This window comes from Pseudomonas sp. LS44 (assembly GCF_024730785.1).
Taxonomy (GTDB): domain Bacteria; phylum Pseudomonadota; class Gammaproteobacteria; order Pseudomonadales; family Pseudomonadaceae; genus Aquipseudomonas.
Genome location: NZ_CP102830.1, coordinates 155,819 through 174,641, shown reverse-complemented (window position 1 = coordinate 174,641; position 18,823 = coordinate 155,819). Strand labels below are relative to the sequence as shown.

Sequence of the window (18,823 nt, the reverse complement as noted above, 5' to 3'; positions counted from 1 at the left end):
GCAGCAGAGGCCAGATGATGTTTGGAAATTCGACGCGGCCAGATGGCCAACATTAGGAGACAAGCAGCATGAACAATAAGAACAATCTGCTTCGCAGGGCTCTGTTTGCCCAACGCTTTCCGCTCATGGGGCTGGTGGCTGCCATTGCCTTGGCCAATGGGCCGGCGCAGGCGGGAGAAACCATCGAGTTCGAAAATGGCGCCACTCTCGACTGGGCCATCACCGGTAACTACGGCATGGGCGTACGCACGGAGGACCAGGCCAGTGCCCTGATCGCTCCTGATCAGCTCAACAGCGATGACGGTGACCGCAACTTCGACAAAGGCTCGCTGGTCAACAACAGCGTGGGGGCCCTCGGCGAGCTGATCCTGCGCAAGGACGACTATGGTGCAGTGCTGCGCGGCTCCACCTTCTATGACGCTGTCTACCACGGCAGCAACGATAACGATTCGCCTGATACCGTGAACAAGTCCGGTGATTTCAACGAGTTCACCAGCGATACGAAACACTATGCCGGCGGTCGTAGCCGCATCCTGGACGCCTATGTCTTCAAGGGCTGGGTCACCGAGGGCGGGCAGCGCATCGACGCCAAGGCTGGTGAGCACGTGCTTGCCTGGGGCGATAGCCTGCTCTTCCCAGGCGTATCTGGTGCCCAGATGCCGGTCGACGTGGTCAAGTCCTCGCTGCCGGGCGTGGAAACCAAGGACGTGCTGCTGCCCGTGGGCCAGGTATCCGCCCAGTGGACCATCAATGAGACGTTCAGCCTGGGCAGCTATGTCCAGTACGAGTGGACTGGCAACGAACTGCCGCCGGTAGGCAGCTATCTCTCCACCGTCGACATCATCGGGCCGGGACGGGAGGTTCTGAAGACGGGATTCTTCGACATTCCCTACGCGGATACCGATGAGCCGCGCTCGAGCGGGCAGTGGGGCCTCCAGTTGCGTTACCGGCCAATTGGGGATCTGGAGCTGTCGCTGTTCCGCATCAACTACCATGACCGTAACCCGTCCGGTATCGAGATCATCTTCCCGCCGACCGGTCCGTTGGGCTACCAGGTCAACTACTTCGAGGACATCCACCTCACCGGCGCGAGCTTCACCACCAAGCTCGGCGATACCCAGGTGAGCGGCGAGTGGTCGTATCGCGATGGCGCTCCGATCCAGGTGACTACGCCTGATGGCCCGACTGCGGCCAAGGGCAAGGGCCAGCAGATGCAGCTGTCCTTCATGCGCATCCTCGGCGACCGTCCGTGGGCCAGCCAGACTACCCTGCTCGGCGAGATCGTTCACGTTCGTGCCGACAGCGTGGAGGACGTCAACGGCTTCGATGACTTCTCCTTCAAGAATGAAAGCGAATGGCAGAGCCAGACCTCCACGGCTTATTCGGCCGTTGCGATTTTCTCCTATCCGGGTGTGGTCACGGCCTGGGACCTCGACGTGCCGATTCGCTTCTCCCAGGTCCTGGAAGGCTCGACTCCCATGTCTGGCGCCATCTCGGGTGCCCAGGGTGACCGCCGCCTGAGCGTCGGCACCAGCTTCAAGTACCTGGGCAACCTGCAGGTCGAACTGGCCTACAACGCCTTCCTCGGCGAGGCTGACCCGATCAAGCGCCAACTGGCCGACCGGGACTATGCGACGCTGTCGGTTAAGTACTCACTGTAAGGTTCAGCCGGGCAGTGTCTGCTGCCTGGCCTGGGAAACATAGATTCCGGCAGCAAGCCGGACCACCGCATCGGAGACCAACAACAATGAATAACAAAGGTGCTGTGCTAGCCGTAGTGCTGGCGCTCAATGCAGGCCTGATCGCCAGCGCCCACGCCAAGGTAAGCCCCGAGGAAGCCGCCAAGCTCGGCAAGGAACTCACCTGCACCGGTGCTGAGCGTGCTGGCAACGCGGATGGCAGCATTCCCGAATTCACCGGCAAATACTTGGGGGAGGTGCCGGGCTGGCCGCACAAGCTGTACGCCGGTGACCAGCCGATTGACCCCTACGCCAACGAGAAGCCGATCCTGGTGATTACCGCGCAGAACGTGGATCAATATGCCGAACGCCTGAGCGACGGCCAGAAGGCCATGCTCAAACACTATCCGGACACCTACAAGATCACCGTCTACCCCGGGCACCGCGACTTCCGCTATCCGGACTACGTCTGCGATCGCGCCAAGAACAACGCCTTGAATGCCGAGCTCGAGAACGATGGGATGGGTATCAAGGGCCTGGGCCAGGTTCCTTTCCCGATTCCCAAGACTGCCCTGGAAGTGTTGTGGAACCACCTGCTGCCGGTGCGTGCCTGGACCGAAGACAGCATCCGCGACATTGCCAGCGTGCAGGCCAACGGCCAGATCGCCTGGGGCAGCACCTGGATACGCAGCATGGCCCTCTCCAACGATCCGAAACACGAGCCGAAGAGCGACGATGGCTGGTCGGCTTTGGTGTGGAACACCACGCTGAAGCCGGAGCGCGACAAGGGCGCGATGACCATCGCCCACGAGCCTTACAACTACGCGACCAGCAGCCGTCGGGCCTGGGGCTACAACCCCGGAACTCGCCGCGTGCGCCTGTCGCCTGGCTTTGGCTTCGACCAGCCGATGCCCGGCACCAACGGCACCATGATCCTCGACGAGGACACGCTGTTCAACGGTTCACCCGAACGCTACAACTGGAAGCTGCTGGGCAAGCGTGAGATGTACGTTCCCGCCAACGGCTTCAAGGCCAACAGTAGCGAGGTCAAGTACGCCGATATTCTCACGCCGAACCATCCCAATCCTGACGTGATTCGCTATGAACTGCGTCGCGTGTGGGTTGTGGAAGCGGATCTGCGCGAGGGCTATCGCCACCTGTACAGCAAGCGGACCCTGTTCATCGACGAGGACACCTGGAGCGGTGTCATGGCGGATAACTACGACGCTCAGGGTCAGCTATGGAAATTTGCCCTCATCAACTACTACTACCACCCCGACATGAGCGCTTGGCACACCGGCACGTCTTTCTATCACGATCTCAGTTCCGGTCAGTATGTGGGGTACAACATGTCCAACGAAGCGAAGAAGGGGCCCGTGCTGGATGAGGGCAAGTTCGATCGCAGCATGTACACGGCCGACGCCATTCGCGGTCTAGGTCGTTGAGTGTTGCAGGGGCAGGCAGCACCCGCTGACCGCCCCTGAGCCCCCTCGCAGCCGGCACTAAACGAAGCCGCTCTCCCTCGGGAGAGCGGCTTTTTTGTGCGCCATTCGATGCCGGGGCATTTTGATAGCGTCAGCTCAATACCTCGTGAGACCAGAGCAGGCTCTTAGTCTCATCGGACGATGCCAGCCCCTTGGTGACTCGGTTAAATCCATAGCTCATGGGGCTTTGCGGCTTCCCGGCCGGCAGATCAAGTGCTGGGGGGCGGCCAGGCCAGCGCGACATCATCGAGCGGCACCAGGCGGACGGCTAGCCAGCGAGCAGCCTGTGGAAAACGCCTGAGTCGTCGGAGAGCGACAATGCCAATCTGCAAAGACCGCACAGTCAGCGTTGCCGACATCGGGCAAGACACGACTCATGCGCTGGCCTTCGCCGTCGCGAACGCCAGGGTGCCGATCAACAACATCGACCTCTCCACGGCCATAGCTGCGCCAGCGCAAAATGCGTACGGCAGCCTGGCAGTCTTGAAGCGCCCAGTGACGCCGTCTGCGGGCGCTGGTGGCGCTGTTCTATCCGAGTTGATCGGACTGGTTTATGAGGGGCTGAACGAAGCCACGCCCTGGGCCGGCCTGGCCGAGCGCCTGCGGCATGTACTGGCGGCGAGCAATGTCACGGTCACCCTGCATCACTTCAATGATCGGCCATACGATATCCAGGTGATGTCCGTCGCGCAGGACGACGACACGGACTGGCAGCTGGCGGAAAGGGTCTACCGCGAGCGCTTCTCGCATATCGAGCTGGTCAATCCCAAATCGCTGACGCCGGGCGATATCATCGTCTTCGGTCCGCGAGATGTGGAACCGGAGTGCGCCGCGCGCATGGAGTTTATAAATCTCGCCAGCTGTCTCAGGACCTGCTTTGCCGAGCCCGGAGGCATGCGCTGCTGGGTCGACGTGATCCGCGGGCGGGCTGTCCCGGAGCATCCTTTTTCGGCCAGCGATCTGGAGCTGATCAGGGCGCTGCTGCCCCACCTCTCCCGCGCCCTCGGGCTCTATGCCAGGCTCAAACAGCAGGAAGCGGAAAAGCTGATCTACGAAGGCTGCCTGGACCATCAGGCCCTGGGCTGCCTGCTGCTCGACGGCGATGCCCGGTTGCTCTACGTGAACCAGGCCGCCAGGGCCATAATCGACAAGCATCAGGGCATCGAGCTGAACCATGGTCGCGTGCAACTGCAGGACCGCACGGTCCAGCGTGCACTGGAGAAGGCGATCGCCAATGCCATCGCGGCCAGGGAGCAGGAAGGCGGGCGCTACCGTGGCGAACTGGTGCGTTTGAGTTCCCAGAATGGCGTGCTCCTGGGCATGCTGGCGATGCCAGCACCGTTGTTCGATTACTACCAGGGCCGGCATGTGCCGAGTGTGACCATCCACCTCTCGGAACTGACCGAGAACCTGGCCATGCAGCAGGTCTCGGGTGATTCTCCGACGAACCTGATAGCCCAGCTGCTGAATCTGACACGTCAGGAAGCCCGACTGGCCGAGCTGCTGGCCTACGGCCAGACCATCAGCGAAGCCGCCGGGCAGATGGGCATCGCGGTGACCGCCGCGCGCAATTACTCGAAGAACATCTACGCGAAGCTGGGTATCAAGGGGCAGGCCGACCTCATACGCATCCTCTTCAAGAGCTTCGCCCTCCTGCGTTGACCAGCGCATCCCGAAGGGCACGGGCCTGTTTTTGGGGTCATCGCGCGTTCCCGGGGAGTGCCGCTTTGATTTTCAGGAAGAAGGGGTATTGGTGTTTTGTCAGATTGGCTCAATCTGGATCACGGCACGCCTGCCGGGCTGGTCTTCGCCACCCGCCCCTTCAGTCTCAATGAGCTGTATCTCATCGCCCGCAGACCCTTTGCGGTAGAAAAGCACTCCCGGCTTGGCAGAGTGATCTGGGCATTACGCGGCTTTGAGCTGACAGAACACCAGATGCCCTATGCACACACCTTAAGCTCGACGTCAGCCTACTCGAAAGTGTCCGTGGCAAAGGGGGTAGACCCCGCGCACAAAACTCATTTACATCAGCTAGTTACTTAACTATTTTTAAGCCCGCCTGGTGCGCCACCTAACAAACGAAAGACCTCACGTGCAACGTGGGGCCTTTTTGTTGGCGGTGCCAGAACCCGCGCCAGCCAAGACCCTGAAGGTCAATCATCCCTCCTCGTACCGAGAACAGCCGATGAGCAGCGAATTGCAGATTGAAGATATCCAGCTCGGCGACGGCAAGGCCGTGGTCAAAGGCGCGCTGATCATCACCCAGTACCGCGGCTTTCTGGAAGACGGCACGCCGTTCGATTCCTCCTACGAGCGCGGCAAGCCGTTCCAGTGCGTGATCGGCACCGGCCGGGTGATCAAGGGCTGGGATCAGGGCTTGATGGGTATGCGTGTCGGCGGCACGCGCAAGCTGTTCGTGCCGGCGCATCTGGCCTACGGCGAGCGGCAGATGGGCGCGCTGATCAAGCCACACTCGAATCTGCGCTTCGAGATCGAACTGCTGGAAGTAATGACCCGCGACGATTGAATGGCGCGCGGGCCTCTCAACTGGGCCGTCGCGCAGCCTTCCAGCGCGCATAGTCCGCCGGCAGGCACACGGCGCAGGGTCGATAGCCGGCGGCTTGCGCAGCGCTGGCATTGAGAAAAAACACCCGATCGCTGACGTAGCCACCGCGGGCGATGGCTTGCAGGGCGGCGCGGCAATCGAGACGACCATAGATGCGGGTGCGCCGATGGCCGCCCAACGTGCCGGGTTGTTCGCTGAACCAGATCTGCCCATCGGGACCGAGCACGCGCCAGCGTTGGTCAGCCTTCGCCACCCCGGCCGGGTCAGCCACGCGTCTCGCGCTCGAGCAGCTGACGTTTGCGCTCCACGCCCCAACGGTAGCCGGACAGCTGACCGTCGCTGCGCACCACGCGGTGACAGGGGATCGCCACCGCCAGGCTGTTCGCCCCGCAGGCCTGAGCCACCGCACGTACCGCTTTAGGCATGCCGATGCGGTTGGCGATCTCGGCGTAGCTGGCCGTGCTGCCCGCCGGGATCTCCTGCAAGGCATTCCACACCCGCTGCTGAAACGCCGTGCCGCGCACGTCCAGCGGCAGGTCGAGGCCCAGCGCCGGCGCCTCGATAAAGCCGACCACTTTGGCGACCAATGCTTCGAACTGCGCATCGCCGCCGATCAGCGTGGCCCGGGCGAATTTGTCCTGCAGATCGCGCAGCAACGCGTCCGGATCGTCGCCGAGGAGAATTGCGCAGACCCCGCGCTGGCTCTGCGCAACCAGGATCGCGCCGAGTGAGCAGTCGCCGAGCGCGAAGCGAATCTCGGTATTCGCGCCGCCGGCGCGGTAGTCGCTGGCTTTCATGCCCAGCAGCCGATCAGCGTTTTCGTAGAAGCGGCTGTTGGAGCTGAAGCCGGCGTCGTACAGCGCTTCGGTCACCGAGCCGGCGTGGGGCAGTTGCGCGCGCATGCGCGCGGCGCGCTGGGCGGCGGCATAGCCTTTGGGCGTCAGGCCGGTGAGGGTTTTGAAGATTCGGTGGAAGTGATGCGGACTCAAACCCACTGCGCTGGCCAGCGCCGCCAGACTCGGCGTGGTTTCGGCCGTTTCGATATGCCGGCAAGCCTCGGCCACCCGCGCCGCATGTTGCGCGGCGAGGCTGCTGAGATCGGCGCCGGCGCGTTTGCTCGGTCGATAGCCGGCGGCTTCGGCGGCTTGCGCGGTGGCGAAGAACTCCACGTTGTGCGGGCGCGGCAAGCGCGAGGCACTGCTCGGCCGGCAGTACACGCCGGTGGTCTTCACCGCATAGACGAACTGGCCGTCGGCGCGTGGATCGCGGGCCAGCATCGCCGCCCAGCGCGGATCGTCTTCGATCTGCTCCGGCACCGGCGCGGCAACGTGCTTGGCGGCTTTCATGATGGCTTCCCGGGCTGTTCAGTTGCGCTCAGGTTATCCGCCAGGGCGGAGGGCGACACTCCGAGTCTTGCGCTGGAACTCGCCGGGTTCAACCCTCGCCCGTCAACCGATGGCGGCTGGGCGCCTCGACACTAGGTGCGCCCGGTCTGGATCTGGAGCAGACGCCGCGCACGACGGCACGCCTTCCCAGCGCAGTTCGAGGTGCCGTGGAGGCCGCTGCGGATCAGGTGCCGGTGCGGGGCGCCACACGAGCGGCGCCGCGAGCTCTCTCTAGCGCCGCGATGTGGTGCCGATCAAGCGCGCATCGAGCAAGGCCGCAGTGCGGTGCACGGTGGCGGCGTGGTATTCGGGATCGGCGAGCATGCCGAGAAACGCCGCCTTGGACGGATAGCGCACCAGCAGCAATTCGTCCCACTGCTCATCCACCGGGGCGATCAACGCCGCGTGAGCATCGGCGAACACCTGCACTTCGCCACCCAGGCCATTCACCTTGGCCAGCGCGATCCGGCTGTAGCGCGCATAGGCGCCACGGCCGCTGCACGGGCTGTACTCACTGCCCGGCGGATAGACCGCCTGCTCGCGGCAACGCAGCAGGTTGAGCATGAGGATCGGCGTGTCCGCCGGCATCTGCTCGGCAAAGGCTTTGAGTTGTTCGCGGGTCGGATCGATGCACGGCATGGGCGGAGTCCTGGTCGGTGAGGGATCAGGCAACGCTAGTCACTCAATGGCGGAGAAGCCAGATCGATCGGCTGGGTGAATGGAACAGCATCCAGCCTGTCGCAGCGCAGGTACGCCCTGCGTGATCCTCGGCTACAGCACCTTGGCGCTGCGTAGCGCGGCGATGCCGGCGGCGTCGAGGCCGAGCAGGCGTTGCAGGATCTCCTCGGTGTGCTCGCCGAGCAGCGGCGCGGCGTTGCGGTATTCCACCGGGGTGGCCGACAGGCGGATCGGGCTGGCCACCTGCGGCACCGTGCCGGCCAGCGGATGCGGCAGATCGAGGCGCATGCCGCGCGCCTGCACCTGCGGGTCGGCAAACACCTGGGCCAGATCGTTGATCGGCCCGCACGGCACGCCGGCCTGTTCCAGCGTGGCGATCCATTCGGCGGTGGTCTTGAACACCGTGGCTTGGCGGATCAGCGGGATCAGCTCGGCGCGGTTGGCAACGCGCGCGGCATTGCTGGAAAAACGCGAGTCGGCGGCCAACGCCGTGAGGCCGGCGACCTCGCAAAACTTGCGGAACTGGCTGTCATTGCCAACCGTGAGGATGAAATCGCCGTCGGCGGTGGGGAAATCCTGATACGGCACGATGTTCGGGTGGGCGTTGCCCAGTCGCCGTGGCGGCACGCCGGTGGTCAGGTAGTTCATCGCCTGATTGCCGAGGCAGGCGATCTGCACGTCGAGCAGCGCCATGTCGATGTGCTGGCCGCTACCGCCCTGGTCGCGACTGGCCAGAGCGGCGAGCACGGCGACCGTGGAGTACAGCCCAGTGAGGATGTCCGTGAGGGCCACGCCGACCTTGACCGGGCCGCCGCCCTCTTCGCTGTCGGCGCGGCCGGTGAGGCTCATCAGGCCACCGAGGGCCTGGATCATGAAGTCGTAGCCGGCGCGTTTGGCGTACGGCCCTTGCTGGCCGAAACCGGTGATCGAGCAGTACACCAGTCGCGGGTTGAGCGCCTTCAGCGACTCGTAGTCGAGACCGTAGGCGGCCAGGCCGCCGGCCTTGAAGTTCTCCAGCAGCACGTCGGACTGGGCCGCCAGCTCGCGGATCAGGCGCTGGCCCTCGGGCTGGGTGAAGTCGACGGTGATCGACTGTTTATTGCGGTTGGCCGACAGGTAGTAGGCCGCCTCGCTGGTGTCGCGGCCCTCGGTATCCTTCAGGAACGGCGGGCCCCAGCTGCGGGTATCGTCGCCGACCTCGGGACGCTCGACCTTGATCACTTCGGCGCCGAGGTCGGCGAGGATCTGCCCGGCCCACGGGCCGGCGAGGATGCGCGACAGGTCGAGCACACGGATATGCGAAAGGGCACCGGACATAAGAACCTCACGGAACGAGTCCCCTCTCCCGCTGGCGGGAAAGGGTTAGGGGGAGGGCGCGATTTCGCGGCGGACCACAGCCCTCTCCCCCGGTCCCTCTCCCACACGTGGGCGAGGGGGGAAAAGCCTGCGCGCGCGGATGAATTCGCGCCTACAGGGTCGTCAGAAAAACGCCTGGATGCCGGTCTGCGCGCGGCCGAGGATCAGCGCGTGCACGTCATGGGTGCCTTCGTAGGTGTTGACCACCTCGAGGTTGACCAGATGGCGGGCCACACCGAACTCGTCGCTGATGCCGTTGCCGCCCAGCATGTCGCGGGCCATCCGCGCGATGTCCAGCGACTTGCCGCAGCTGTTGCGCTTCATGATCGAGGTGATTTCCACCGCCGCGGTGCCCTCGTCCTTCATCCGCCCGAGACGCAGGCAACCTTGCAGGGCCAGGGTGATCTCGGTCTGCATGTCGGCGAGTTTCTTCTGGATCAGCTGGGTGGCGGCCAGCGGGCGGCCGAACTGCTGGCGGTCCAGGGTGTACTGACGTGCGGTGTGCCAGCAGAACTCGGCGGCGCCCAGCGCACCCCAGCTGATCCCGTAACGTGCGGAGTTCAGGCAGGTGAACGGGCCTTTCAGGCCACGCACCTCGGGGAAGGCGTTCTCTTCCGGGCAGAACACGTTGTCCATGACGATCTCGCCGGTGATCGAGGCGCGCAGGCCGACCTTGCCGTGAATCGTTGGGGCGGACAGACCTTGCCAGCCCTTCTCGAGGACGAAGCCGCGGATCTCGCCGGCGTCGTCCTTGGCCCAGACCACGAACACGTCGGCGATCGGGCTGTTGGTGATCCACATCTTGCTGCCGGACAGGCGATAGCCGCCGTCGACCTTCTTCGCCCGACAGATCATCGAGCCCGGGTCGGAGCCGTGGTCCGGCTCGGTCAGGCCGAAGCAGCCGATGAATTCGCCGCTGGCCAGCTTGGGCAGGTACTTGCGCTTGGTCGCTTCGTTGCCGAATTCGAAGATCGGCACCATTACCAAGGAGGACTGCACGCTCATCATCGAGCGGTAGCCGGAATCGATGCGCTCGACTTCGCGGGCGATCAGCCCGTAGCACACGTAGTTGAGGCCGCTGCCACCGTACTCGCTGGGAATGGTCGCGCCGAGCAGGCCGAGCTCGCCCATCTCACGGAAGATCGCCGCGTCGGTCTGCTCATGGCGGAAGGCTTCCAGCACGCGTGGCGCCAGTTTGTTCTGGGCGTACTGGCGGGCGCTGTCGCGGACCATGCGCTCTTCTTCAGTGAGCTGTTGATCGAGCAGCAGCGGGTCTTCCCAGTTGAAGCTTGCTTTGCCGGCCATGTGCGGAATCCTCGGGAGTGAATCAAAACGAACGTAGGTTGGGCTGAGTCCAGCGACGCCCAACAGCGATGTATTGATCCTAGGCCCGTCAGACGGTGCGGGCAAACGAGGATTTAGCACGCTATTGTGCGCATTACGCACTTCGAGATAGGTTTAATCGGCATTCAACTCCATTCAGAGTGAGGGTACTGCATAGATGCGCCGCAAGATCCCCAGCACCGCGGCCCTGGTGGCCTTCGAGTCCGCCGCCCGCCACCAGAGCTTCACCCGCGCCGCTGAAGAGCTGGCGCTGACCCAGAGCGCGATCTGCCGGCAGATCGCCGGGCTCGAGGAGTTCCTCGGCCTGGCGCTGTTCCGCCGCTCGCGGCGCGGCGTCAAACTCACCGAGGCGGGCCTCGCCTACAGCCGCAAGGTGGCTGCGCAGCTCGACGCGGTGGAGCGCGACACCTTGGCGATGATGGGCCAGCAGGGCGCGACGAGCATCGAGCTGGCGCTGGTGCCGACCTTCGGCACGCAATGGCTGCTGCCGCGCCTCAAGGATTTCCAGCGCGAGCATCCCGAGGTGACGGTCAATCTGACCAATCGCACGCGGCCGTTCCTGTTCGCCGATACCGAATTCGATGCGGCGATCTATTTCGGCGATGCCGATTGGTCGGGCACCGAGTCGCACTTCCTGATGCGCGAGAACTCGCAACCGGTGTGCAGCCCGGCACTGCTCGAAGGTCGCGCGCAGTTGGATGCGGCGAGCATCGCCAGCCTGCCACTGTTGCAGCAAACCACCCGCCCGTACGCCTGGCGCCAGTGGTTCAACTCGCTAGGCCTGAACGTTGCGCAGGACCTGCGCGGACCGCGCTACGAGCTGTTTTCCATGCTCGCCCAAGCGGCCAGCCATGAGATGGGCGTGGCGCTGATTCCGCCATTTCTGATCGAGCGCGAGCTGGCCGAAGGGCGCCTGGTGGTGGCGCTGCCACACAGCTGCGTCAGCGAGCGCGCCTATTACCTGATGATTCCCGAGCGCAAGGTCGAATCGGCGGCGCTGCGCGCGTTCCGCGACTGGCTGCTGCCGGTGGCCGAGGCGTATCGCCGCGAAACCGGGCTCTAAGCCTGAGTCTCACCCGGCTCTGTCCAGTTACGTGTTGCATGGTCTCGCGTAGGGTGGGTTAGCCGAAGGCGTAACCCACCGACCGTCAGGCTAGCAATGGCAATGGCAATGCCTTGTGGCATCGATGGTGGGTTACGCCGCGACGCGGCTAACCCACCCTGCGGAAACACCAAGTTTCGGCAGTCATCCGCGCCACCAACACGCAACTGGGGCATAGCCTTTCACCCAGCGAAATGACCGGATGTCGGCGGAAAATATGCTTTTTCCGGTTCGGGTCCACACTTCTAGCAGGCCGAAAGCCATCAGCTCGGCTCAGTTGGAGTACCAGCACCATCAACACCGTCAGCCCGAGCCGTCCGGCTCATTGGCGATAGTCCAACAGCCGTATCACTGTGACTCTTTTTGCCAGCCGCTGCGGCGTGTACTTCGCACACAACAACCGCAAAGGTCTCACGCATATGATCAGCTCTCGTTTTCTGCCTTGCAGCTGTCTGGCGCTGTCGCTGCTGGCCAGCAGTGTGATGGCTGCAGTCTCCCAACAAGAAGCCGACCAGCTCGGCACCACGCTCACCCCACTAGGCGCCCAGAAGGAAGGCAGCGCCGATGGCAAGATCCCGGCCTACGATGGCGGCCTGGCGAAGAACGCCGCGCCGATCAACAACGGCTTCCTCAACGATCCGTTCGCCAGCGATCAGCCGGAATTCACCATCACCGCGCAGAACGTTGACCAGTACAAAGACAAACTGACCCCCGGGCAACTGGCGATGTTCAAGCGCTACCCCGAGACCTACAAGATCCCGGTGTTCAAGACCCGCCGCACGGCCAACGCGCCCGAGGCGCTCTACGCGATCGCCAAACGCAGTGCGGTGCAGACCCAGTCGATCGATGGCGGCAATGGCCTGACCAACTTCGCCGACACCCACTACTACGCCTTCCCGATTCCCAAGTCCGGCGTCGATGTGGTGTGGAATCACATCACCCGTTACCGCGGCGGCAATGCCAGGCGCATGCTCGCCCAGGCGTCACCACAGGTGAACGGCAGCTTCACCATCGTGAAGTTCGATGATCAGGTCGCCTATCCCGATGGCATGCCCGATCTGGCCAAGGAGCAGGGCGCCAACATACTGCTGATGTTCCGCCAGGAAGTGACCGCTCCGGCGCGTCTGGCCGGTAACGTCACGCTGGTCCACGAGACCCTCGACCAGGTCAAGGAACCGCGCATGGCGTGGGTCTACAACGCCGGCCAACGCCGCGTGCGACGCGCTCCGCAGGTTGCCTATGACGGCCCCGGCACCGCCTCCGACGGTATGCGCACCTCGGATAACTTCGACTTGTTCAATGGCGCCCCGGACCGCTACGACTGGAAACTGATCGGCAAGCAGGAGATGTATATCCCCTACAACAGCTACCGGCTGGAGTCCAACAAGCTGAAGTACAGCGACATCCTCAAGGCCGGCCATATCAACCAAGATCTGGCCCGCTACGAGCTGCACCGGGTCTGGCATGTGGTCGCCACGCTGAAGGCCGGCGAACGGCACATTTACGCCAAGCGCGACCTGTACTTCGATGAAGACAGCTGGCAAGCCTCTGCCGCCGACCACTACGACGGTCGCGGCCAGTTATGGCGGGTTGGCGAGGGCCATGCCGTGCATCATTACGGCCAGCAGGCTTCGATCTATGCGGTAGAAGTCCTGTATGACCTGATCGCCGGCCGCTATGTCGCTAACGGCATGCGCAACGAGGAGAAACGCGGCATTCAATACGGCGGCACCGCCAAGTTCAGCGACTTCACCCCTGCCGCGCTGCGCCAATCCGGCGTGCGTTAAAGACCGTTCCTGTCGCCCTGCGACGATTCGTCGCGAGGGCGGCGGGCTTCCACCCCAGTTTCATCCCCCTCGGGATGCTTACGCCAGGCGTGCTGCATCCGCCGCGAACCCTACCAAAGCGCGGCTCGGCGCGATTACCTGACCCCGTAGTCAATAATTGCAGCACTACAGAAAGCCTCGGGAAAAATCGCTCTCCTGCGCAATAAAATCCTTTATATCCAATGGATTAACTCTTTCCACGCGCCCCTCGGCGAACCTAGTCCATAGGTGTGGTTCCGATGAATGGGCATTCAGCGCAGGTATGGAGCTCCAGCCGGCAACGTGCCATGCAACCCAACCAACGCCGGATGGCGCGGCGCTTTGCGCCCGTCCGTGGTGGCTCAGCGGTCAGCCGGTGACTTGTAGTAAACGCCGGGATCACCTTCAAACGTCTTGAAGGCCTCGGCGATCACCTGCAAAATGCCGCGCCCCGCCGGTTGCATACCTGCTTTCGCGGGTTGTGATGATCCGCCCCCAGCACGCCAACGTAGTGCGCTGGTCATGAAAAAAAACGATCACGCAGGAGATTCAAACGTGCTCATTGGTGTTCCCCTCGAGACCTTTACCGGCGAGACGCGGGTTGCCGCGACCCCGGAAACGATTAAGAAACTGATCGGCGCTGGCCATCAGGTCACTGTCCAGAGCGGCGCCGGCGTCAATGCCAGCGTTCCGGACGGTGCCTATGAGGCTGTCGGTGCCAAGATCGGTACTGCCGCAGAGGCTTTTGGCGCCGACCTGGTGCTCAAAGTAACGGCCCCGAACGATGCCGAACTGGCTCAGTTCAAAGCCGATGGTGTGCTGGTTGGCATGCTCAACCCGTTCAACAACGAAACCATCGCCAAAATGGCTGGACGCGGTATCACCGCCTTCGCCCTCGAAGCCGCGCCGCGTACCTCGCGGGCGCAGAGCCTCGACGTGCTGTCCTCGCAAGCCAACATCGCCGGCTACAAGGCCGTGATGCTCGCTGCCAATCACTATCCGCGCTTCATGCCGATGCTGATGACCGCTGCTGGTACCGTAAAGGCCGCCCGCGTGCTGATTCTCGGCGCCGGTGTCGCCGGTCTGCAGGCCATCGCCACAGCCAAGCGCCTGGGTGCCGTAATTGAAGCCTCGGACGTACGTCCGACGGTGAAAGAGCAGATCGAATCGCTCGGCGCCAAGTTCGTCGACGTGCCGTACGAGACTGACGAAGAGCGCGAATGCGCTGTCGGTGTCGGCGGTTACGCCCGTCCGATGCCGGCCAGCTGGATGGCCCGTCAGGCCCAGGCTGTACACGAGAAGGCCAAGCTGGCCGACATCGTCATCACCACCGCGCTGATTCCTGGCCGCGCCGCACCGGTGCTGCTCAAGGAAGAAACCGTCAAGGAGATGAAGCCCGGTTCCGTGGTCATCGACCTGGCCGCCGCTCAGGGTGGCAACTGCCCGCTGACCGAAGCCGAACAGGTAGTGATCAAGCACGGCGTGACCATCGTCGGCTACAGCAACCTGGCGGCCATGGTGCCGGCGGATGCTTCGGCCCTGTACGCACGCAACCTGCAGGACTTCCTCAAGCTGGTCATCGACGGCGAAGGCAAGTTCCACCTCAATCTCGAAGACGACATCGTCGCCGCGTGCCTGATGTGCCGCGACGGTCAAGTCGTCCGCAAGAACGGATAAGGAGCCCGAAATGGAAGACATGCTGATCTCCCACGGCATCTACAACCTGATCATCTTCGTGCTGGCCATCTACGTTGGCTACCACGTCGTATGGAACGTCACCCCGGCCCTGCACACCCCGCTGATGGCCGTTACCAACGCCATCTCGGCGATCGTGATCGTCGGCGCCATGCTGGCCGCCGCCCTCACCGTCACCCCGCTGGGCAAGACCATGGGCACCCTGGCTGTGGCCCTGGCCGCGGTTAACGTGTTCGGTGGCTTCCTGGTCACCCGCCGTATGCTGGAAATGTTCAAGAAGAAGGCGCCGAAAGCAGCATCGGCTGCCGCACCGGTGGAGAAACACTGACCATGAGCATGAATCTGATCACTGTTCTCTACCTGATCGCTTCGATCTGCTTCATCCAGGCCCTCAAAGGCCTGTCGCACCCGACCACCTCGCGCCGCGGCAACCTGTTCGGCATGATCGGTATGGGCATCGCGGTCGTGACCACGCTGTTCCTGGTGTTCAAGCTGGCGGCACAGCTCGGTGAAGGCGGCAATACTGCTGCCGGTCTGGGCTACGTGCTGGTTGGCCTGCTGGTCGGCGGCACTGCCGGTTCGATCATGGCCAAGCGCGTCGAAATGACCAAGATGCCTGAGTTGGTGGCCTTCATGCACAGCATGATCGGTCTGGCCGCGGTGTTCATCGCCATTGCCGCCGTGGTTGAGCCGCAGTCGCTGGGTATCGTCAAGCAACTCGGCGACGCCATCCCGGCGGGTAACCGTCTGGAGCTGTTCCTCGGCGCGGCCATCGGTGCCATCACCTTCTCCGGTTCGGTGATCGCCTTCGGCAAGCTGTCCGGCAAGTACAAGTTCCGCCTGTTCCAGGGCGCGCCGGTGCAGTTCAAGGGCCAGCACAAGCTGAACCTGCTGGTCGGCCTGGCCATCATCGGCCTGGGTCTGTACTTCACCTTCACCGGCAACCTCACCGCCTTCGCGGTGCTGGTAGCGCTGGCGTTCGTGATCGGCGTGCTGATCATCATCCCGATCGGCGGCGCCGACATGCCGGTCGTGGTGTCGATGCTCAACAGCTACTCGGGCTGGGCGGCCGCCGGTATCGGCTTCTCGCTGAACAACTCGATGCTGATCATCGCCGGTTCGCTGGTTGGTTCTTCGGGTGCGATCCTCTCCTACATCATGTGTAAGGCGATGAACCGCTCGTTCTTCAACGTCATCCTCGGTGGCTTCGGTGGTGCGACTGAGGCAGCCGGCCCGGCTGGCGACAAAGAAGCACGTCCGGTGAAGTCCGGTTCGTCCGACGACGCCGCGTTCCTGCTGACCAACGCCGACACCGTGATCATCGTTCCTGGCTACGGCCTGGCGGTGGCCCGTGCTCAGCACGCGCTGATGGAGCTGGCTGAAAAGCTGACTCACCGCGGCGTGACCGTGAAGTACGCGATCCACCCGGTAGCCGGTCGTATGCCTGGCCACATGAACGTGCTGCTCGCCGAGGCCGAAGTGCCGTACGAGCAAGTGTTCGAGATGGAAGACATCAACTCCGAGTTCGGCCAGGCCGACGTGGTGCTGGTGCTCGGTGCCAACGACGTGGTCAACCCGGCCGCGAAGAACGATCCGAAGTCGCCGATCGCCGGCATGCCGATCCTCGAGGCTTACAAAGCCAAGACCGTGATCGTCAACAAGCGTTCGATGGCCAGCGGTTACGCCGGCCTGGACAACGAACTGTTCTACCTCGACAAGACCATGATGGTGTTTGGCGACGCCAAGAAGGTCATCGAGGACATGGTCAAGGCCGTCGATTAAGACGTCTCTGCCTGTTAACGAAAACCCCGGCCCAGTGCCGGGGTTTTTCGTTTCCGGCACGACTGTAATGGGTCGGGGTGCCCAGTTGACGGGCATCGCAAGCTCAACCCATCCCCGCCTGTAGGAGCGAATTTATTCGCGAACCGGGGCAACTGCGGGCTGCCCTCAATCGCGAATAAATTCGCTCCTACGCAAAAGTCGCGCTCCCGAAAACCACTTTCCGCCCGACCAAAGGCGCCAGCCAGAGCGCTTTCTTCGACCTTGGTATAGAGGCCACCGCCCTCCCCGCGGCCTAGACTGCGCGCCTCGTTTCCGTTGTCCGAGGTTTCCCCCGTGTACCAAGATCGCGTGCGTCTGCCCTCCCTGCTGAGCAAACTGATGAGTGCGGCCGACGCCGCGGCCCTGATCGAGGACGGCATGACCGTCGGCATGAGCGGCTTCACTCGCGCCGGCGAAGCCAAGGCGGTGCCGCAGGCGCTGGCTGAACGCGCCAAGCACAGCCCACTGCAGATCAGTCTGATGACCGGCGCCAGCCTCGGCAACGACCTCGACAAACATCTCACCGAAGCCGGCGTGCTGGCCCGGCGCATGCCGTTCCAGGTCGACAGCACGCTGCGCAAGGCGATCAACGAGGGTTCGGTGATGTTCATCGATCAGCATCTCTCGGAGACGGTCGAGCAGCTGCGCAACCACCAGCTGAAGAAGCCCGACATCGCGGTGATCGAAGCAGTGGCGATCACCGAGCAGGGCCACATCGTGCCGACCACCTCGGTGGGCAACTCGGCCAGCTTCGCGATCTTCGCCGAGCGGGTGATCGTCGAGATCAACCTGGCGCACAACCCCAACCTGGAAGGCCTGCACGACATCTACATCCCCACCTACCGGCCGACGCGCACGCCGATTCCGCTGACCCGCGTCGACGACCGCATCGGCAGCTCGGCGATCCCGATTCCGATTCCGGCCGAGAAGATCGTCGCCATCGTCATCAACGACCAGGCCGACTCGGCGTCCACCGTGCTGCCGCCGGACGCCGAGACTCAGGCGATCGCCGATCACCTGATCGATTTCTTCAAGGCCGAAGTCGCCGCCGGGCGCATGGACAACAGCCTCGGCCCACTGCAGGCCGGCATCGGCAGCATCGCCAACGCGGTGATGTGCGGGCTGATCGAGTCGCCGTTCGACAACCTGACCATGTACTCGGAAGTGCTGCAGGATTCGACCTTCGACCTGATCGACGCCGGCAAGCTGCGCTTCGCCTCGGGCAGCTCGATCACCTTGTCCGGGCGGCGCAACGCCGACGTGTTCGGCAACCTCGAGCAGTACAAGGACAAGCTGGTGCTGCGCCCGCAGGAGATCTCCAACCACCCCGAGGTGGTCCGCCGCCTGGGCATCATCGGCATCAACACCGCGCTGGAGTTCGACCTCTACGGCAACGTCAACTCCACCCACGTCGGCGGCACCAAGATGATGAACGGTATCGGCGGCTCCGGCGACTTCGCCCGCAACGCGCACCTGGCGATCTTCGTCACCAAGTCGATCGCCAAAGCCGGGGCGATTTCCAGCGTGGTGCCGATGGTCAGCCACGTCGACCACACCGAGCACGACGTCGACATCCTGGTCACCGAACAGGGTCTCGCCGACCTGCGCGGCCTGGCGCCGCGCGAGCGTGCCCGAGCGATCATCAACAACTGCGTGCACCCGGACTTCCGCGGCCCGCTCAACGACTACTTCGCCCGCGCCTGCGCCAAGGGCGGCCACACCCCGCACCTGCTGCGCGAAGCCATGGCCTGGCACATCAATCTGGAAGAAACCGGGCGCATGCTGGCCAGCTGAGCGAGGGAAAAACTGTTTGCGGGAGGTGTGCCGCTGACCGCAAACAGGATCTATCCGGTTATTTCGAGATGCACTAGAACTGTGCTGGTCTCATACCACCGCAGCTCTCGGTTG

15 protein-coding genes are annotated in these 18,823 nt (G+C 63.5%); 10 read left to right on the top strand and 5 right to left on the bottom strand.

Annotated features, from left to right (window positions below; all coding sequences use genetic code 11):
* Positions 1–68 precede the first annotated feature (68 nt).
* The 4 genes from NVV93_RS00815 (at position 69) to NVV93_RS00800 (ending at position 5,690) form a co-directional block, all read left to right on the top strand.
* Positions 69–1,661, top strand: a complete 1,593-nt coding sequence (locus NVV93_RS00815; protein WP_258252573.1) for a DUF1302 domain-containing protein — start codon at positions 69–71, stop codon at positions 1,659–1,661.
* 86 nt (positions 1,662–1,747) lie between these two features.
* Positions 1,748–3,124 carry a DUF1329 domain-containing protein gene (locus NVV93_RS00810; protein WP_258252572.1) on the top strand — a complete coding sequence of 459 codons (1,377 nt, stop codon included), beginning with the start codon at positions 1,748–1,750 and terminating at the stop codon, positions 3,122–3,124.
* A 447-nt stretch (positions 3,125–3,571) separates the two neighbouring features.
* Positions 3,572–4,825, top strand: a complete 1,254-nt coding sequence (locus NVV93_RS00805) for a helix-turn-helix transcriptional regulator (protein WP_258252571.1) — start codon at positions 3,572–3,574, stop codon at positions 4,823–4,825.
* A gap of 523 nt (positions 4,826–5,348) precedes the next feature.
* Positions 5,349–5,690, top strand: a complete 342-nt coding sequence (locus NVV93_RS00800) for an FKBP-type peptidyl-prolyl cis-trans isomerase (protein ID WP_258252570.1) — start codon at positions 5,349–5,351, stop codon at positions 5,688–5,690.
* A 16-nt stretch (positions 5,691–5,706) separates the two neighbouring features.
* Here NVV93_RS00800 and NVV93_RS00795 read toward each other — a convergent pair whose 3' ends face one another.
* From NVV93_RS00795 to NVV93_RS00775, 5 genes are all read right to left on the bottom strand, one after another.
* Positions 5,707–6,000, bottom strand: a complete 294-nt coding sequence (locus NVV93_RS00795; protein ID WP_258252569.1) for an Ada metal-binding domain-containing protein — start codon at positions 5,998–6,000, stop codon at positions 5,707–5,709.
* A complete protein-coding gene (gene ada / locus NVV93_RS00790; RefSeq protein WP_258252568.1) occupies positions 5,993–7,075 on the bottom strand; it encodes a bifunctional DNA-binding transcriptional regulator/O6-methylguanine-DNA methyltransferase Ada in 1,083 nt (360 codons plus the stop codon). Before ada ends, NVV93_RS00795 begins: the two co-directional genes overlap by 8 nt.
* A 270-nt stretch (positions 7,076–7,345) precedes the next feature.
* The gene (locus tag NVV93_RS00785) at positions 7,346–7,753 is read right to left on the bottom strand and encodes a DUF1330 domain-containing protein (RefSeq protein ID WP_258252567.1); all 408 of its coding nucleotides are present in this window, start codon (positions 7,751–7,753) and stop codon (positions 7,346–7,348) included.
* 132 nt (positions 7,754–7,885) lie between these two features.
* Positions 7,886–9,109, bottom strand: coding sequence for a CaiB/BaiF CoA-transferase family protein (locus NVV93_RS00780; RefSeq protein ID WP_258252566.1), 1,224 nt, complete (start codon positions 9,107–9,109; stop codon positions 7,886–7,888).
* 162 nt (positions 9,110–9,271) lie between these two features.
* The gene (locus NVV93_RS00775; RefSeq protein WP_258252565.1) at positions 9,272–10,453 is read right to left on the bottom strand and encodes an acyl-CoA dehydrogenase; all 1,182 of its coding nucleotides are present in this window, start codon (positions 10,451–10,453) and stop codon (positions 9,272–9,274) included.
* Positions 10,454–10,649: 196 nt separating this feature from the next.
* Between NVV93_RS00775 and NVV93_RS00770 the strand changes: the two genes are divergently transcribed.
* The 6 genes from NVV93_RS00770 (at position 10,650) to NVV93_RS00745 (ending at position 18,709) form a co-directional block, all read left to right on the top strand.
* Positions 10,650–11,555 (top strand): LysR family transcriptional regulator, encoded by a 906-nt coding sequence (locus NVV93_RS00770; RefSeq protein ID WP_258252564.1) that lies wholly within the window; start codon positions 10,650–10,652, stop codon positions 11,553–11,555.
* Between the two features lie 458 nt (positions 11,556–12,013).
* Positions 12,014–13,381, top strand: a complete 1,368-nt coding sequence (locus NVV93_RS00765; RefSeq protein ID WP_258252563.1) for a DUF1329 domain-containing protein — start codon at positions 12,014–12,016, stop codon at positions 13,379–13,381.
* A 573-nt stretch (positions 13,382–13,954) separates the two neighbouring features.
* Entirely contained in the window at positions 13,955–15,076 is a 1,122-nt protein-coding gene (locus NVV93_RS00760) for a Re/Si-specific NAD(P)(+) transhydrogenase subunit alpha (protein WP_258252562.1), read from the top strand.
* A gap of 10 nt (positions 15,077–15,086) precedes the next feature.
* Complete coding sequence (locus NVV93_RS00755; RefSeq protein WP_258252561.1) at positions 15,087–15,422, top strand: NAD(P) transhydrogenase subunit alpha; 336 nt, start codon at positions 15,087–15,089, stop codon at positions 15,420–15,422.
* Positions 15,423–15,424: 2 nt separating this feature from the next.
* The gene (locus tag NVV93_RS00750; RefSeq protein ID WP_258252560.1) at positions 15,425–16,876 is read left to right on the top strand and encodes an NAD(P)(+) transhydrogenase (Re/Si-specific) subunit beta; all 1,452 of its coding nucleotides are present in this window, start codon (positions 15,425–15,427) and stop codon (positions 16,874–16,876) included.
* A gap of 333 nt (positions 16,877–17,209) precedes the next feature.
* Positions 17,210–18,709: an acetyl-CoA hydrolase/transferase family protein gene (locus NVV93_RS00745; protein ID WP_258252559.1), complete on the top strand. Its 1,500-nt coding sequence runs from the start codon at positions 17,210–17,212 to the stop codon at positions 18,707–18,709.
* Positions 18,710–18,823: the final 114 nt, after the last annotated feature.

Excerpts from the sequence above, each read along its gene's own strand:
- NVV93_RS00815 (WP_258252573.1), top strand. The coding sequence starts at position 69 with ATGAACAATAAGAACAATCTGCTTCGCAGGGCTCTGTTTGCCCAACGC.
- NVV93_RS00810 (WP_258252572.1), top strand. The coding sequence starts at position 1,748 with ATGAATAACAAAGGTGCTGTGCTAGCCGTAGTGCTGGCGCTCAATGCA.
- NVV93_RS00800 (WP_258252570.1), top strand. The coding sequence starts at position 5,349 with ATGAGCAGCGAATTGCAGATTGAAGATATCCAGCTCGGCGACGGCAAG.
- ada (WP_258252568.1), bottom strand. The coding sequence starts at position 7,075 with ATGAAAGCCGCCAAGCACGTTGCCGCGCCGGTGCCGGAGCAGATCGAA.
- NVV93_RS00785 (WP_258252567.1), bottom strand. The coding sequence starts at position 7,753 with ATGCCGTGCATCGATCCGACCCGCGAACAACTCAAAGCCTTTGCCGAG.
- NVV93_RS00780 (WP_258252566.1), bottom strand. The coding sequence starts at position 9,109 with ATGTCCGGTGCCCTTTCGCATATCCGTGTGCTCGACCTGTCGCGCATC.
- NVV93_RS00775 (WP_258252565.1), bottom strand. The coding sequence starts at position 10,453 with ATGGCCGGCAAAGCAAGCTTCAACTGGGAAGACCCGCTGCTGCTCGAT.
- NVV93_RS00770 (WP_258252564.1), top strand. The coding sequence starts at position 10,650 with ATGCGCCGCAAGATCCCCAGCACCGCGGCCCTGGTGGCCTTCGAGTCC.
- NVV93_RS00765 (WP_258252563.1), top strand. The coding sequence starts at position 12,014 with ATGATCAGCTCTCGTTTTCTGCCTTGCAGCTGTCTGGCGCTGTCGCTG.
- NVV93_RS00755 (WP_258252561.1), top strand. The coding sequence starts at position 15,087 with ATGGAAGACATGCTGATCTCCCACGGCATCTACAACCTGATCATCTTC.
- NVV93_RS00750 (WP_258252560.1), top strand. The coding sequence starts at position 15,425 with ATGAGCATGAATCTGATCACTGTTCTCTACCTGATCGCTTCGATCTGC.